Origin of the sequence: Bradyrhizobium sp. AUGA SZCCT0222 (genome assembly GCF_018130205.1) — a bacterium.
Lineage (GTDB): Bacteria > Pseudomonadota > Alphaproteobacteria > Rhizobiales > Xanthobacteraceae > Bradyrhizobium.
Genome location: NZ_JAFCLX010000001.1, coordinates 294,659 through 310,405, shown reverse-complemented (window position 1 = coordinate 310,405; position 15,747 = coordinate 294,659). Strand labels below are relative to the sequence as shown.

General features: G+C 61.0%; 14 protein-coding genes and 1 tRNA gene. 11 read left to right on the top strand and 4 right to left on the bottom strand.

All coding sequences use genetic code 11. From position 1 onward, the window contains the following. Nucleotides 1-128: 128 nt before the first annotated feature. The 4 genes from JQ629_RS01365 to JQ629_RS01350 all read left to right on the top strand — a co-directional run bounded on the left by JQ629_RS01365 (nt 129) and on the right by JQ629_RS01350 (nt 3,474). Nucleotides 129-1,793: a type II and III secretion system protein family protein gene (locus JQ629_RS01365; protein WP_212410599.1), complete on the top strand. Its 1,665-nt coding sequence runs from the start codon at nt 129-131 to the stop codon at nt 1,791-1,793. A gap of 9 nt (nt 1,794-1,802) precedes the next feature. Next, a complete protein-coding gene (locus tag JQ629_RS01360) occupies nt 1,803-2,201 on the top strand; it encodes a hypothetical protein (protein WP_212410598.1) in 399 nt (132 codons plus the stop codon). Between the two features lie 80 nt (nt 2,202-2,281). Beyond that, the gene (locus JQ629_RS01355; RefSeq protein WP_212410596.1) at nt 2,282-2,821 is read left to right on the top strand and encodes a tetratricopeptide repeat protein; all 540 of its coding nucleotides are present in this window, start codon (nt 2,282-2,284) and stop codon (nt 2,819-2,821) included. Between the two features lie 110 nt (nt 2,822-2,931). Beyond that, a complete protein-coding gene (locus JQ629_RS01350; RefSeq protein WP_249134743.1) occupies nt 2,932-3,474 on the top strand; it encodes a hypothetical protein in 543 nt (180 codons plus the stop codon). 219 nt (nt 3,475-3,693) lie between these two features. On the opposite strand, the gene JQ629_RS01345 is transcribed toward JQ629_RS01350, so the two are convergent. The 3 genes from JQ629_RS01345 to JQ629_RS01335 form a co-directional block, all read right to left on the bottom strand. Further along, nucleotides 3,694-4,278: a COG3904 family protein gene (locus tag JQ629_RS01345; protein WP_212410592.1), complete on the bottom strand. Its 585-nt coding sequence runs from the start codon at nt 4,276-4,278 to the stop codon at nt 3,694-3,696. A 164-nt stretch (nt 4,279-4,442) separates the two neighbouring features. Then, complete coding sequence (locus JQ629_RS01340; protein WP_212389258.1) at nt 4,443-4,769, bottom strand: DUF3303 domain-containing protein; 327 nt, start codon at nt 4,767-4,769, stop codon at nt 4,443-4,445. Nucleotides 4,770-5,187: 418 nt separating this feature from the next. After that, nucleotides 5,188-6,429, bottom strand: a complete 1,242-nt coding sequence (locus JQ629_RS01335) for a hypothetical protein (RefSeq protein ID WP_212410591.1) — start codon at nt 6,427-6,429, stop codon at nt 5,188-5,190. Nucleotides 6,430-7,057: 628 nt separating this feature from the next. Between JQ629_RS01335 and JQ629_RS01330 the strand changes: the two genes are divergently transcribed. Continuing rightward, the gene (locus JQ629_RS01330; RefSeq protein WP_212410590.1) at nt 7,058-7,405 is read left to right on the top strand and encodes a hypothetical protein; all 348 of its coding nucleotides are present in this window, start codon (nt 7,058-7,060) and stop codon (nt 7,403-7,405) included. Between the two features lie 327 nt (nt 7,406-7,732). On the opposite strand, the gene JQ629_RS01325 is transcribed toward JQ629_RS01330, so the two are convergent. Further along, a tRNA-Asn gene (locus tag JQ629_RS01325) sits at nt 7,733-7,807 on the bottom strand. Nucleotides 7,808-8,077: 270 nt separating this feature from the next. Here JQ629_RS01325 and JQ629_RS01320 point away from each other — a divergent pair. From JQ629_RS01320 to JQ629_RS01295, 6 genes are all read left to right on the top strand, one after another. Then, nucleotides 8,078-8,257: a hypothetical protein gene (locus JQ629_RS01320; RefSeq protein ID WP_212410589.1), complete on the top strand. Its 180-nt coding sequence runs from the start codon at nt 8,078-8,080 to the stop codon at nt 8,255-8,257. A 163-nt stretch (nt 8,258-8,420) separates the two neighbouring features. Then, nucleotides 8,421-9,005 (top strand): protein-L-isoaspartate O-methyltransferase family protein, encoded by a 585-nt coding sequence (locus tag JQ629_RS01315; protein ID WP_212264690.1) that lies wholly within the window; start codon nt 8,421-8,423, stop codon nt 9,003-9,005. A gap of 261 nt (nt 9,006-9,266) precedes the next feature. Beyond that, the gene (locus tag JQ629_RS01310; protein ID WP_212410648.1) at nt 9,267-10,685 is read left to right on the top strand and encodes a TolC family outer membrane protein; all 1,419 of its coding nucleotides are present in this window, start codon (nt 9,267-9,269) and stop codon (nt 10,683-10,685) included. Between the two features lie 411 nt (nt 10,686-11,096). After that, the gene (locus tag JQ629_RS01305; RefSeq protein WP_212410588.1) at nt 11,097-11,840 is read left to right on the top strand and encodes a PopZ family protein; all 744 of its coding nucleotides are present in this window, start codon (nt 11,097-11,099) and stop codon (nt 11,838-11,840) included. 292 nt (nt 11,841-12,132) lie between these two features. Further along, entirely contained in the window at nt 12,133-15,000 is a 2,868-nt protein-coding gene (locus JQ629_RS01300) for a valine--tRNA ligase (protein WP_212410587.1), read from the top strand. 177 nt (nt 15,001-15,177) lie between these two features. Next, nucleotides 15,178-15,564 carry a VOC family protein gene (locus tag JQ629_RS01295; RefSeq protein WP_212410586.1) on the top strand — a complete coding sequence of 129 codons (387 nt, stop codon included), beginning with the start codon at nt 15,178-15,180 and terminating at the stop codon, nt 15,562-15,564. Nucleotides 15,565-15,747: the final 183 nt, after the last annotated feature.

The window sequence follows — 15,747 nt, the reverse complement described above, 5'->3', positions numbered from 1 at the left end:
CGCGAAGTAACGATTTATAATGGGAAAAACTGGTAAGCTTTGCGACGGGGTGCGCGAAGGAGAGTTGCTAAGAGGCGGAGACCGTAAGTTTACGGGGACAGAAGTGGATCGCGTCGAGGGGGAATCGAATGCAGGGCGGTCGCGTTTCGGCTAGGGCAGGCGGGAGGCTTCTCGCCTCGGGCGTGATCGCAGTTGGCGCTGCGCTTGCCTTGTTTAATTCCGTTGAGCGCGCGGGCGCTGCAGACCGGCGGGGCGGATCCTCCAGCGGCGTCTTCGTCAGCGAAATGAACGACGTCCAGCGGGTCAAGGTGACCGTCAACAAGTCGCGCACCTTCAGGGTCGATACGGCTTTTGCTACGATTGTCGCGGGTTCGCCTGACATTGTCGACGTGAAGTCGCTGAGCGATCACCTGATCTACATCCAGGGCAAGCAGACCGGCACCACCAACGTCATCCTGTTCGACTCCTCGATGAAGCAGATCGGGATCCTCGATGTCGAGGTGGCGATCGATTCCAGCAATCTGCAGCAGAACATCCGCAACAGCACCGGCATGCAGGGTATTCGCGTCTCGTCCTCCGAGGGGCAGGTGGTGCTCAGCGGAACCGCCGTCGACGCGGTTGCGGCCGAGCGGGCCATGGCGATCGCCACCAGCACCGTTACGAAAGGCGGCGTTGTCGTCAACGCCATGAACGTTGCGGGGCCGCAGCAGGTGATGCTGGAAGTTCGCTTCCTCGAGGTCAACAGAGCCGCCGGCCGTGACCTGGGTGTCAACCTCTTTGTCGCCAATGCAAACGGCACGAACGTGGGTAACACGGGTCTTGGCGCACCTGGGGTCATCGGGAGGGCCCCCATCGGCGGTATTAATACCATCAGGAGGGCACCCATCAGCGGGGAGGCTACTGCTGTTCAAGGGCCGAGCAGTACTTCGGTTGGGGGTAATCCTGCAGGCAGCCTTCCGCTGCTTGGTACTGCCGCAACACTGGCAAGTGGCGCGGCGCCGTATGGCGCATTGCTCACAAGCATTCTCAGGCTCAACAACGGCATGTCGATCGACAGTCTGGTGACGGCACTGGAGACCAAGGGCGTGTTGCGCCGCCTGGCCGAACCGAACCTGATGGCGCTCTCCGGCGACGCGGCACGCTTCCTCGCCGGCGGCGAATTTCCAGTGCCCGTGGCCTCCACACCGGTTGCAGGCTCCTTTCCCACAGTTACCATCGAATACAAGAAGTTCGGTGTTGAGTTGGCCTTTGTGCCCACTGTTCTGTCACGCGGCGTGATCAACCTCCGCGTGGAGCCGTCGGTGAGCGAGCTTGATTACGTTAATACGGTCACGATCGGGGGTACGATCATCCCATCCTTGACCCGCCGCGACGCCCGGACCACGATCGAGTTGCGCGACGGGCAGAGCTTCGCCATCGCCGGCCTGCTGCAGACCCGCAACCGACAGGACGTCTCGCAAGTGCCCTGGATCGGCTCGGTGCCTGTGCTCGGGACGCTGTTCCGCTCTTCGTCCTTCCAGCAGGAGGAAACCGATCTGGTGATCATCGTCACGCCGCGTCTGGTGGCACCGGCGGTACCCGGACAAGCGCTAGCATCGCCGCTCGACTCCCGTCTCCCGGCCAACGACGTCGATTTCTTCCTCAATGGTCAGATGGAAGTGAAAAAGCGCTACAACGATTATGTCAATTCCGGCGGCGAGGTGAAGGGACCGTACGGCCACATCATCGCCCCCGAGCTGCGTAATGCGGCGCCGGCTCCCGTTTCTGGTCCAGCGATCAAAACCCTGAACTGAGGACGAACTATGCGCATCAGATTGCTGGCCATATTCGCTCCGCTCCTGCTCGGGGGCTGCTATGGATTGGCGGGGCATGACGAGGTGGACCGCTACTTCCAGCGTTCCGACACCATCACGATGACCGCCGGCGACGCCAAACAGGTCAACGCCGTCACCCACACCATCCATCCATGGCCGCGATACGTCGGTGATCGCAGGATCGCTACCGACGCCCGGCGCGTGGGCGCCGCCGTGACGCGCTATGGCAACACGAAACAGCCGGTGGATCAGCTTCCCGACATCGGCGAAGGGGGCAGGCAGATGGGCGTGCGGCCGACCCCAACCCAGAACGTCAATATAGAAGGATTGGGGGCTGGATCGGCTTCCGGAGTATCGGTGCCGGTCGGTGGCGCAGGAGTTAGGTGACCGGTTTTGGTGCGTAAAATTAGCGATGATATTTCGAACGGTGCGCTGGTCCGCTGGACCGGGGCGGGGGACAAAGGGTTATGCGTCGTCTCATTCTAATGCTGACCTGTTGCTGGTTGGCGACCGGTCTTGCGGCGTGTGACACCACCACGAGAGATGCGGCTATCGTCGCTCCGGCTAATACGGCGGGTCCGGACCCCGTGCAGGAACCGACCGACGTCAAATATTATCCCTCCGACGAGCCGGTGCGGCTTGGGCTGGAGCATTTCAACCGCGGCAGTTACGGGATCGCCCAGCGCTATTTCAAGGACGCCGTCGAGAAATCGCCGAAGGATTTGACGGCCTGGATGGGGCTCGCAGCGAGCTATGATCGGGTGCGTCGCTTTGATCTTGCCGATCAGGCTTACGCGCAGGCGGCCAGGCTGGGGGGCGAAACCGTCCAACTCCTGAATGATCAGGGATATTCATACATGCTGCGCGGCAATCTGAATGCGGCGCGGCGAAAGTTTGAGAGGGCTTATTCGCTCGACCCGACCAACCCGGTGGTCATCAATAACCTTGAACTGCTCAATGGCAGCCGGCGGTTCATTGAGAGGCCGCCGAATAATCAGCCAGGGTAGAGTAGCTGGCCGTACCAGTTTTATTTTATTGATATTTACCGGCTAGAGGGCGCTCCCTGCGCCGGGAACTTTTAAGGCGAGTTAAACGTTTTTGGCGTATGGCTCGTCTCATGAACCGTCTTTTCAAGCTGCAAATTCTCGGACCGTTCGCGCTTTTTACCGCCACGCTTTGCGCCGAATTGGCCGCGCGGGCGCTTCAATATGACCCCAGCTCCGAACTTCTCTGGTTCATCAATCTCGGGGTGTTCGGCATCTTTCAGCGCAGCTCCTCAGCGTTGAGCTATCTCGTTCCAATTGACGGGTTTCAGTTCTTCGGGGTTGCGCTTCCGATCTTCGCGCTTGCCTGCATTGGGCTCGCAACCAGGTCCAGGCTCCCTTTCACGGTCGCAACGCATGCGAGCGTAGTCTATGCCGGCCTTTTGGTCTTCTCCTGGCAGGTCGGCGTACCCACCCTCACGCATGCATCGCTCGGAACCATGGCGGTCCCGTCGGGTGTTGGCCTGTATGTGATGGCGACCATTTTAGGGACGTGCCTCCTGTCCTTTGCTGTCACGCACCTGCTCTATTTCCTCGCCGTGGGGAAGGAAGTAAGAGCTCTGGTGAGTTGGCTGCGACGCGTCTCGTCTCGTCGAAGCAATCGCATTGCGGCGTAGCCGCACTGGATGCCACGGTGTCGGCATAATCATCGGCCCAAGCGTGATATACTGACGTGTCCAAGATTGGACGGAGCTCGATATGTGGTTGAGAACGTCCAATCAAGTTGCGGAGTCATTTCTTCGCCCTCAGCCCCACACACAGAACTACAAGCCGGAGTCTTCCGCAACCAGAGCGGGCACGCACGGGCCGGGCGCAGAAATGGGGGTCCGTGTATTTCACCTTTCCTTGTAGTGATTGATATCCGCTCCCATCAATCGAAGATCATTAAGGCTAAGCCAGGTCACATCGCCGGGCGGCGTGTTTACCATGCGGCGAATGATGGACGAGGGGACAGTCAATTCTTCTGCAATACGGGCCATCGCCATAGTTGCTTTGCGAGACACGGTACCATTCTCGGACGCGCCATGCACTCCAATGCGGGCGCGAACATATGCATACTTTGTTTCCCCTGCCGCGAAGATGAGAAAGCAAGCCGATGCGCAGGTTGCGTTTTCCCCTACGTTCGTGGACACTTTTGCAGACCTGACCACGTCTGCCAACCGGACACCTTCTAGTAAGTTACCTCCCTCCGAGTTCAATCGCACCGAGGTCACCAGTTTACCCGCATCAGTAGCCGCCTTGATGCGCGTTCTCAATAATTCAGCATCACCCGGTGCAATATTGCCGGAGATGGAAATTTCGACGCGATCGTCTTTGGGATTCAAAGATTTTATCTCGGCGGCGGCCGCGATCGACACGCTCAGCGCGAGCCCCGCACTCACAAGCCCGCTAGCCGCAATTCCCCGCTTTTGCATCCCCATTTATTCCTCGCGATAACGGCCATCCAACCGCGCCTGGGAGGCGCCGCCAAGTGCTTCAAGCCCTTGGGGCGGCGTGCGGTAATGCGTATAGGTGTTGGCTGATCATTTAAAGCGCCCCGACCAATCCAGATCGGGACGCTTCAATGGACCAAAGCGGCCGTCGATCAACCCTTTGATGCTTTACGCGCCCAATCAAGCGCGCTCGCTGATATCGGAACCACCTCGCCAACATCCAGCACAGGAGTAATCTTGACGTCATTCCAATAGTTGTATTTCGCAGCGAAGGCGGTGATGGCCTTCGGGTCATTGGTCTCAGCCAAAATAAATCCGCTCCTTCCGGCGAGGTCTGAAACAAACGCGTGGATCGTCAGCCCCTTTTCCTCTTCAGGCCTCCACTTACTGAACGCGGTTAGAAGCGCCTCACCCCCCGCAATGTTTTGATCAAAGGAAAGACCTGCCGTTCGGATCGTATACTCACACATATATTTCATAGGTTTTCCTCCTCCCTGAACCGGGCAGCATTGCCCAAGTTCCCACAATATCGACTTATTCGGCGATGTTGCCTCAATAACAATCTGCTGGCTTCAGCGGCCCTATGTCGGGTTCTAAGAGCGCCAGCTGATTGGCGAATGCTGGAGCTTCAACTCCCGCTCCAGAAGACAATGCCAGCCTTCAGAAGGACCGCCGAAGCCGTCAGTCGAAAGCAAACACATCGGATCTATTCATTAACAAGAATATTCGATCCCATGCGTGGACCTTTTGGGGTAATCCCGGACATCATGAATTCGGGCAAACCTGAGCGAGCTCGCAAGCTTTACGGCGAGTTTAGCCCTCCCGCTTGAGCAGAACGTGCAGGCGTCGATAGCCGAAGCGGCTGCGCTCCTGGGCGATCGCCCGCATACAGCTTAGCTAGCTAGGTGGCAAGACAAGGTCGGCCTGCCGGCTATCACGTCGCAAAATGATGATCGATCCATTGCGGGTCGTAAACCTGGCTCCGAGCAATTTCGGAATCTTCTCCATGAGCGGGGACGGTAGCGGGATCGTTGCGATGCCGACCGTGTCGCCGACTTTGATCGCGGGTGCAGGCGTGCCCGCGGCCGGCGCGGGCTTGATAAAATCCCGGATCAGTCGAATTTCTTCTGGTGTCAGATTGAGCGCAGCTTGCTCGGTTCGAGGGTCGGCCCCGGCCTTCTTTTCAGCACCGGATTTGTTTTGGGATTCCGTTTGTTGGTCAGCCTTCTGTTTTGCTCTTTCCAAAAAATCCGCCCTGGCGGCGCGTTCCCTGAGAGGCGAGAGTTCGCGCTGGAGGGTTGCGATTTCCGATTTCAGGGATCTGATCTGGGTGAGGGCAATCACTGCTCCAGCGCACATCACGAGCACGAGCAGGGTCAGGAGCGCAATGGCTACGCCTCCGACATTTCCGGTCCTTCGTGCCGCCTTTGCGGTGGATCCGTCTCGCTCCAGATGACGTTGCCAGATGGCCTGAGCTTGCTGAAATCTGGCAGCGATTAGCTTACTGAACTTGTTTCGTTCAGGCGGCGCGAGCGCTGGCGTCTTGGCCTCGGCATCAGAATTTCGCGAAAAAAAGCCGGGTGCGCCGGGCCGCCGCGGTTCTTCCCGAGGAACCGGGATTGGATTGCTGTTCTGTAGATCGGCACCAACTTCCGGAGCTATGGGCTGGGCAATACTTTCATGGGGCAAATGGCCGCGTGATGCTTGAGCGGCGGCAGGAATTGTACTTACCGAAGAAGTATCCTCGGCATTTGCAGTTTCTTCCACCCCGTCGGGGTCGACATCGATTTTATCGTCCCGCCGATCGAGATCGAAAATTTTCAGACGCTCCTCAGTGCCGACGAGATGATCGATCATTTTCAGTGAAGGGGAGGGAGATGGTGCGGGAAGATCAAATGAGGGCTCGTTCGAGGCTCCCAAAGCCCTCAACGCCGATCGGCCTGCGTCGGTAATTCGTAACCCGTCGCCTTCCGGCGTCACCAGCCCCGACTGAAAAATGTCGATGTCATCGAGCGCGGAGGCTTCCGATTGATCTTCGTCGGCAGTGAGTGCCTCGACATCGCCCCTGAGGTCGTCAAGAGACGCGCGGCCGTCAGGGCGCCTGGCTAGCGCAGTCAGTATCGCCAACTTGAATTTCACACGGGCCCCCTAACTCCCGACGTCGAATAAGGCGGTCTGATTGTCACTGCCCCGGTTTCTCCCTGTGCTCCGATCAGCTTTCACCACTCTGAAGGGCGTTCAGCTCAAGATCGAAGATCCCTGGTCGTTCCTGGTTGGCGATCGGATCATCGATCATTCCAGGCGCCGGCGCGAGCCCCCTCTTCAGCGCCCTATGGTCGCCGCGGGCGACGGGCGCGGGGGTGATATTTTTGGGGGGAAGCGAGCCGTGGTCCCAGCCGATCGACTGCCTCAGTTGGCGGCTGCGTTTGGGTAGGCGGCCCCAGCGCCGGGGGACCGGGCTGTACTGGGGCCGCCCATTCCAACCGACCGGCAACGGCGGATTGCCAACGGCCTCCGCAAGTTACCGCAGCCCGGTTGATCTTTCCGAACTAGTTCGGAGTACCTCAGTTCTTTCATTGGCTTACTCCAGCGCCACGCCAGAACTGCACCAAGGCTTGACCGCGTCGTTCGATGAAAATGGCCGGATTCCGCATCAAGCAGCGCTTGTGGCCATACCCTGTGTATAGGTGGGACAAGCCCTCAATCATCGGTTTTCGGCCACCTTCATTGTGTCATCGTGAGTGATCCCGATTCGCAGGAAACTCATATGGGCGAGCCAGTACGAGAAGTTTGCGCCGATCTTCTGACCCGCGCCAACAGCGCGGCTGAGGATGGCCCCCGTGGATTCGAGAACGCCACCATCTCAATCGTCGATGCACTTTCCAAGGAAGTAAGCACCGCTGATCTGGTCGCTATCAGCTACCGACTTCAAGCGTTATCCGGCCTTACGATGAATTTGCACGGCCGCGAATTTAGGCTGATCAATGAAGCCGCATTCAAGGCAGCCGCGACCTGTCCGCTGGTCTTGCGTGGTACATTCGGTGAAGTTGAATTTGACCGCGAAGAATTTTTGCGGCTCGCACTGTCTTTTGCCGAGCCGGCAGGTAACGGCTGAGCAAATCGGATACCTAATTGAATAGCCGCGTCGGTGGGGGAAAAAAATCCGCAGCGTCCCGCTCGGGATCGAACGTCACTTTGGATCGGCGGACTGCAGCGACGGGTGACGTAACGCGAAAGACTGCACTGATCGGCAGCAGGTAGGCACCGCATCCGCTGCGCTAGCCGCCCGATCGGGGCTGCTCCGATTCGACCGGATAGCCCCCTGAGGAACAAGTACGTTGTCGCTCAGGACGCAGGATACTCAAGTGGGCCTTGAAGTGGCCCCGATGCAGAACGCGCCTGTCGGGCGCCGCGTCGAAGCCTGAGAAACAATTGAATTTGCTGGCTCCCCGGGCTGGATTCGAACCAGCGACCATTCGATTAACAGTCGAATGCTCTACCGCTGAGCTACCGAGGAATAGGCGAAACAAATGTTCGCGAGCCGGGAGCGTATAACAAAGCCTTTCGGGCTTGCAAAGGACCAAATGTCCATCCCCGGCGCCACGGTGGTTGGGGCCTGAAATCCCCGCCGGCTCAAGGATTTGCCGCCATTTCCCGGTCCGGCGCGGGCATAACCGGCAACGCACCGGTGCAAACCCGGCATCCGCGCAGAGCATGGCGCAAGCCGCCAATTCGACTCAATCCGATCCGAGCTTTGAAACTGCCGGGTTTCACGGGAGCCGAATCGATGTCAGCCATTACCACCGACCTGACGAGAGCCGTGCCGTCGATCGTGCCGAGCGATGTTCCTGATCTCAGCGATGACGAATGCCTGTTCCGGCTGGCGCAAGCGCTCGTGGAACATGATTCCGAGCATCTGGACGAGGTGGCGCAGCTGATCGGCCGGCTTGCGGTCACGATCGAGTAGGGCGCCTTTATCTTCGGAATCCTGCGCCCGGTTGGCGCGCGCGCCCGGCATGTTGCGTTTTGCCGGAGCTTGTACCAAAGATGACCCCGGTTTCAGCTCTCCCGGCGGCAACGCCGCTTGCTTTCAGGGTCTCAGCCCAAGGGTCTTCGAAGGGTCTTCGCCAATGTCCGGTTTTTCGACCGCGCGCCAGAAAATGGTCGATGGTCAGGTGCGTCCCAGCGACGTCACCGATATCCGCATCATCGACGCCATGCTGGCGGTGCCGCGCGAGACCTTTGTCCCCGAAAACAAGCGCGCCCTGGCTTATCTGGACCTCGATCTCGAGGTCGGCGAGGCCGGTTCGGAAAAGCAGTTCCTGATCCAGCCGGCGGTGCTGGCGAAGATGCTGCAGGCCGCCGAGATCAAGGAAACCGACAATGTTCTGGTGGTGGGCTGCGCCAGCGGATACGCCGCTGCCGTGATTGGCCAATTTGCCAGGCAGGTCCATAGCGCGACAGGCGCCGACGGGGATCCCGCCAAGGCGCCCTTCGACGTCATCGTCCTGAACGGCGCGACCGAGGTCGTGCCGCAAAAGCTCTATGGGCAACTCCGGGACGGCGGCCGGCTGGTCGGCGTTTTCGCAATGTCGCAGCCGCAGCGGGCCACCATCGTGACGCGTTCCCATGGCGATTTCGGGAACCGGGCGTTGTTCGACGCCGCGGTGCCGGTGCTGCCGGGCATGGAACGGCTTCCAGCGTTCGTTTTCTAGAAGCGTTTTCTGCGAAGCGGAACCCGGTTCGCGCCAGGAAAACGCGTCAAAACAAAAAGACGCCCCGTTCAGGCTGTTAAAATCCCGTTCTGAATCAGAAGTGTGGCCCGTTTGCCCCACGTGAAGAGTTTCGACTGCTTTCGCTTGCTGGGTGGTTCCGTCGGGGCTCTGTGCGGAATAAGGTGAGCCGGGACTCACTTCGACTGAAGCGGCGTCCGGTTGTTGTTTTGGCCGGCGAACTAAATGATTGGATCACCATTGATGCGTGGGGTGAAGGTTTTCACCGGAGCTGCGGCTTCGGTCCTTCTGTTAGCTTTGGTGGGCCCGACGCCCGCTCTGGCCGATACGATCGAGGCCGCGCTGGTGCGCGCCTATCAGAACAACCCACAGTTAAACGCGCAGCGCGCCCAGGTGCGCTTCACCGACGAAAACGTGCCACAGGCGTTGTCGGGCTATCGCCCCAGGGTCGCCGTCACCGCCAGCGCCGGTTATCAATATACCGACACGCTTCTCAATTCTGGCGGTCTCAACGCTGCGGGTGCCCCCGTCGTGGTTTCTCAGCAAACTCACGGCACCAACGCGCCGCGCAGCGTCGGCGCTACCGTCACGCAGAACGTGTTCAACGGCCAGCAGACCGCCAACCGCACCCGCGCCGCTGAAAGCCAGGTTTCCGGTGCGCGCGAAGCCTTGCGGGCGCTGGAGCAGACTGTGCTGCTGTCGGCGGCCACGATCTACATGGACTATCTGCGCGACTCCGCGATCGTCGAGGTTCAGAAGAGCAACGTTCGCGTGCTCGAACAGACGCTGAAGCAGACCAAGGACCGCTTCAATGTCGGCGAAGTGACCCGCACCGACGTCGCGCAATCGGAAGCACAACTGGCCGCCGGCAGGACCCAGCAACTCACCGCCGAGTCCAACCTGAACACGACGCGTTCGAACTTCCGCCGCATCATCGGCAATGAGCCGGTAGCGCTGGCCCCGGGTTCGCCGGTCGATCGCTATTTGCCGGGCACGCTGCCCGGCGCCGTCGAACTCGGCCTGACGCAAAATCCGAATGTTACCGCGGCGATGTTCGGCATCGACGTCAGCTACCTCCAGGTCAAGGTCAACGAGGGCGCATTGTTGCCGACCGTGAACCTGGTGGCATCGGTGCAGCAGTCCTACGAACAGACCATGACAGTCTACAGGTCGTTCGGGGCGTCGGCTGTCGCGCAGCTCAATGTCCCGATCTACAATGGCGGCGCCGAATATTCGTTGATCCGCCAATCCAAGGAAACCCTGGCGCAGCAGCGCCTCACTCTCGAACAGCAGCGGGATCAGGCCCGCGCCAACGTCGTCACCGCCTGGGGACAGTTGGTGGCCGGCAAGGCGCAGGTGCAGTCGGCACAGGCGCAGGTGACGGCGTCCGAGATCGCGCTCAACGGCGTGCGCGAGGAAGCCAAGGCCGGACAGCGCACCACGCTCGACGTCTTGAACGCGCAGCAGGCGCTGGTCAACGCGCGCGTCGCGCTCGTCACCGCCCAGCACGACCGCGTCGTCGCGTCCTACTCGGTGCTCAACACGATCGGGCGCTTGTCACCGATCGTGCTCAAGCTGCCGACCACGACCTATGATCCGAGCGTGCATTATCATCAGGTGCGCGACAGCTGGGCCGGTGTTCGCACGCCCGACGGCCGCTGATAATATCCCACCACCCGCATGCGTGCGGGATGACAAGCGTCACCGGGGATGACAACGTCACCTTGGGGATCACAGGCGTGACCCCGGGGGATGACAGGCGTGCCGCCGGGGATGACAACGTCATCCGGCCGGAATGATTCACCACCCGACGGGGAGTACGCCGGGTGTGTTGTTGCAATCACTTGTTGCCGTGACATAACTTTCTTGGAGGCAGCAGGGCGATTCGCACACCTTTTACGTCTACAGGCCGCGAGCCGGGTTGCTTTTGGGGAGCGGAACCCCGCGCGATGCATCGTGTGGGGTTGATCTGGGGACAAGTCTGGCTTGCGCGATGAAAATCCCGGCCTGCATATCCGGAACCGGCAAATCCCGAGTGGCTTGGTGTAAAATGGTTTCGATGTGGAGTCGGCGATGACGCAACCTGCAAAGGTCCAAGAGCCCTCGATGGAGGAGATTCTGGCGTCGATCCGTCGCATCATCGCTGACGACGAAGCCAAACCTGCTGATGCAAAGCCGGCTGCCGCCGAGAAGCCCGCAAGCCCGCCGCCAGCCGTGAAACCCGAGCCTCCGGCCGCCAAGCCGACGGCGATGAAGGATATTCCGCCGTCGGCGATCGCGCCCAAACCGGCCGCCGCGCCCAAGCCCGCGCCACCACCGCCGGAGCCCGCCGCCAGCAACAACCAGGACGACATCGACGCGATGCTCGCAAGCCTCGACGCGGCGACGCCGGAGGCCGACATCCGCCCGGCGCAGCCCGAGGCCGACGTGTTCGAGCTCACCGATGAGATGGCGGTGCCGGATCCGCAGCCGGCGGCATCCTCATTCCACAAGATCGAGCCGCAGGACGACATCGAGTTCACCGAGACCGCCGCCGCCAAGGCGCTGCACCGGCAGCCGGCCTATGAACCGCCGCCGTTCGAGAGCGCCGCAGCTGCGCCGGGACCGCAGATATTGTCGCGCTCGACGGTGTCGGCGGTCGAATCCGCGTTCAATTCGCTGGCCAACACCGTGCTCAGCAACAACGCGCGCACGCTGGAAGATCTGGTCAAGGAAATGCTGCGGCCGATGCTGAAATCCTGGCTCGACGACAATCTCCCGGGCTTGGTAGAGAAGCTCGTCAAAGCCGAAATTGAGCGGGTTTCGCGCGGGCGTTAACCTGCCTGCAGCCGCTTTGGCCCTTATTCAGCCACCCCCATTGGGCTTTATCGTGCTTTCGGCATACAGGTCCGGTTGACTTGATGCCTTGCGGCGGCTTTCTAGAGCATGATCCTGAAAAGTGGGCACCGGTTTTCCGAAAAGATCATGCTCAAACAAAGGGATGCCGTAAGGTTCCTGATTGCTTCAGAGTCGGGCGCTAGTCTGTTGTTTTGAACGTGTTTTCCTGGCGCGAACTGATCCAAATTCGCCCGAAAACGCTGTCGCTTCCTCAAGACCCAATTGCATTGTCATGATCGAGAAAAACTACCAGCCCGCCGATATCGAAAGCCGCATGTCGGCCATCTGGGAGGAGAGCGGCGCGTTCAAAGCCGGCCGCCCCGAGCGGCGCGACGCCGAGCCCTTCACCATCGTGATCCCGCCGCCGAACGTCACCGGCTCGCTGCACATGGGCCACGCGCTCAACAACACCTTGCAGGACATTCTCTGCCGCTTCGAACGGATGCGTGGCCGCGACGTGCTGTGGCAGCCCGGCACCGATCATGCCGGCATCGCCACACAAATGGTGGTCGAGCGGCAATTGATGGAGCGGCAGGAGCCGGGCCGCCGCGACATGGGGCGCGCGAAATTCCTCGAGCGCGTCTGGCAGTGGAAGGCGGAAAGCGGCGGCGTCATCGTCAACCAGCTGAAGCGGCTCGGCGCCTCCTGCGACTGGTCGCGCGAACGTTTTACGATGGACGAGGGCCTGTCGCGCGCGGTCGTAAAAGTGTTCGTCGAACTGCACCGCGAAGGCCTGATCTACAAAGACAAGCGGCTGGTCAATTGGGACCCGAAGCTGCTCACCGCGATCTCCGATCTCGAAGTGCAGCAGGTCGAGGTCAAGGGCAGTCTCTGGTACCTGCGCTATCCGATCGAGGGCAAGAACTTCAGCCCTGACGATCCCACGACCTTCATCGTGGTCGCGACCACGCGGCCGGAGACGATGCTCGGCGACACGGCGGTTGCCGTGCATCCGGACAACGAACGGCTCGGGCACCTGATCGGCCAGCACGTCATCCTGCCGCTGGTCGGCCGCCGCATTCCGATCGTCGGCGACGACTACGCCGATCCCGAGAAGGGCTCGGGCGCGGTCAAGATCACGCCGGCGCACGACTTCAACGACTTCGAAGTCGGCAAGCGCCACGGTCTGCCGCAGATCAGCGTGCTCGATCAGGAGGGCTGCATGGCCCTCGTCGACAATGAGGATTATCTGCGCGGCCTGCCGGAAGGCGCGTCCCAATTCGCGGAAGAATTCCACCATGTCGATCGCTTCGCCGCGCGCAAGCGGATCGTCACGCGTCTGGAGGAATTCGGCTTCCTCGAAAAGATCGAGCCCAACACCCACGCGGTGCCGCACGGCGATCGCTCCGGCGTCGTGATCGAGCCGTATCTCACCGATCAATGGTATGTCGACGCCAAGACGATGGCGCAGCCCGCGATCGCGGCGGTGCGTGGCGGCGCGACCACGTTCGTCCCGAAGAACTGGGAAAAGACCTATTTCGAATGGATGGAGAACATCCAGCCCTGGTGCATTTCCCGCCAGCTCTGGTGGGGCCACCAGATTCCGGCCTGGTACGGCCCTGACGGCAAGGTGTTCGTCGCCGAGACCGAAGAGGAAGCCGTCGGCAACGCGCTCGGCTATTACGTCGAACAGGAAGTCATCACGCCGGAGCAGGGGCAGGCGATGGCGGAGGATTCCGCCAAACGCGAAGGCTTCATCACGCGCGATGAAGACGTGCTCGACACCTGGTTCTCGTCGGCGCTGTGGCCGTTCTCGACGCTGGGCTGGCCGGAGGAAACACCGGAGGTCGCGCGTTACTATCCGACCAACGTGCTGGTGACGGGTTGGGACATCATCTTCTTCTGGGTCGCGCGGATGATGATGATGGGCCTTCACTTCAAGGACGAAGCGCCGTTCTCGACCGTCTACATCCACCGCCTGGTTCGCGACGAGAAGGGCGCGAAGATGTCGAAGTCGAAAGGCAACGTCATCGATCCCCTGGGTGTCATTGACGACTTCGGCGCCGACGCGCTGCGCTTTGCACTGGCGCGCGGCGCGGCGCACAGCCATGACATCAAGTTGTCGCCGCAACTCGTTGAGACCAATCGTAATTTTGCAACCAAGCTGTGGAATTCCTGCCGCTTTGCCGAAATGAACGGCTGCGTCATGCCGGCGGGTTTTGATCACACGAGCGCCAGGGAAACCCTGAACCGCTGGATCGCGCACGAAACCTCGCGCGCCACGCGTGAAGTCACCGAGGCGATCGAGGCCTATCGCTTCAACGACGCAGCCAACGCGATCTATCGCTTCGTCTGGAACGTCTATTGCGACTGGTACATCGAACTCGCAAAACCGATGTTGCTGGGCGAGGAGGGCGCGGCGAAGACCGAGACCCGCGCCATGGTCGCCTGGGCGCGCGATGAAATCCTGAAGCTGCTGCATCCGTTCATGCCCTTTATCACCGAGGAACTCTGGGCGGTGACGGCCAAGCGCGACGGCTTGCTGGTGCTGGCGGAATGGCCGCGCAAGGCAGGAGCGGCGACGGCGGACCAACTCGCATCGATGGCGTTGGCGGGCCCGAACGATGCGCTGATCCCGCCGATCATGGCCGCCCTCGATGCCGGCGATTTCAGCGATCCCGCAGCGGAAGCCGAAATCGGTTGGGTGGTCGATCTCGTCACGGCGATCCGCTCGGTGCGCGCGGAAATGAATATCGCGCCGGCGACGCTGACGCCGCTGGTGCTGGCGGGCGCATCCGCCGAGACCAAAGATCGCGCGCAACGCTGGAGCGATACCGTCAAACGCATGGCACGGCTTGGCGAGATTTCCTTTGCCGACCGCCCGCCGGAAGGCGCCGTGCAATTGCTGGTGCGCGGCGAAGTCGTGGCGCTACCGCTCAAGGGCGTCATTGACCTGGCGGCCGAAAAAGCCCGGCTCGACAAGGAAATCGCCAAGGCCGACGCCGACATCAAACGCGTCGACGCCAAGCTCGGCAACGAGAAATTCGTCGCCAATGCGCCCGAAGAGATCGTCGAGGAAGAGAAAGAGAAGCGCGAGGCGGCCGTGGCGCGAAGAGAAAAGATTCTCGAAGCGCTGGAGCGGCTGAAGAACGCGGTGTAGGCGAAGGGTATACCTGACGCTAGTTCCGTCATCCTGAGGTGCGAGCCCTGCGGTGCACTTGCACCGCTGGGCGAGCCTCGAAGGATGTGCGGCCACAGGCGGGGCCGTCGTCCTTCGAGGCGCGCCAGAGCGCGCACCTCAGGATGACGGACAACGAGTAGCGCAGAGCCAACTTCCATGCTGGACCACGTCTCCATCACAGTCTCCGACATCGCCGCCGCCGAGCGGTTCTACGACGCGGTCATGAAAGCGCTCGGAATCGTCAAGGTCGGCCGGCGCGACGACTGGCTCGGCTATGGCGAGCGGGCACGCCCGGCCTATCCGGACCGGGTTTATCTCACCATCCGCAAGGGCCCGAAACCGGACGACGCTTTTGGCCGCCACTGGTGCTTCAAGGCGCGATGGCAGACCCAGGTCGACGCCTTCTGGGACGCCGGCATCGCCGCCGGCGGCACCGACGACGGACCGCCGGGACTGCGCGACTATCACGCGTCCTACTATGCGGCTTTCCTGCGCGACCCCGACGGCAATCGCATCGAGGCGGTGTGCCATCATGCGGTGTGAGAGCGGGATACCGCCGCGACAAACTGACACGACGGGCAAATCACTTCTGATTTACGGAAATCGTGTCAAGCCCCGAAATAAAAAATATTTCGCTTTCGCCGTCGGGCAAATCATCTCTACGAGTTTGCGTTATCCCGTCCCACTCAGAGGGGCGTCGGCCGTCGTCACGACGAGGGGCGGGTT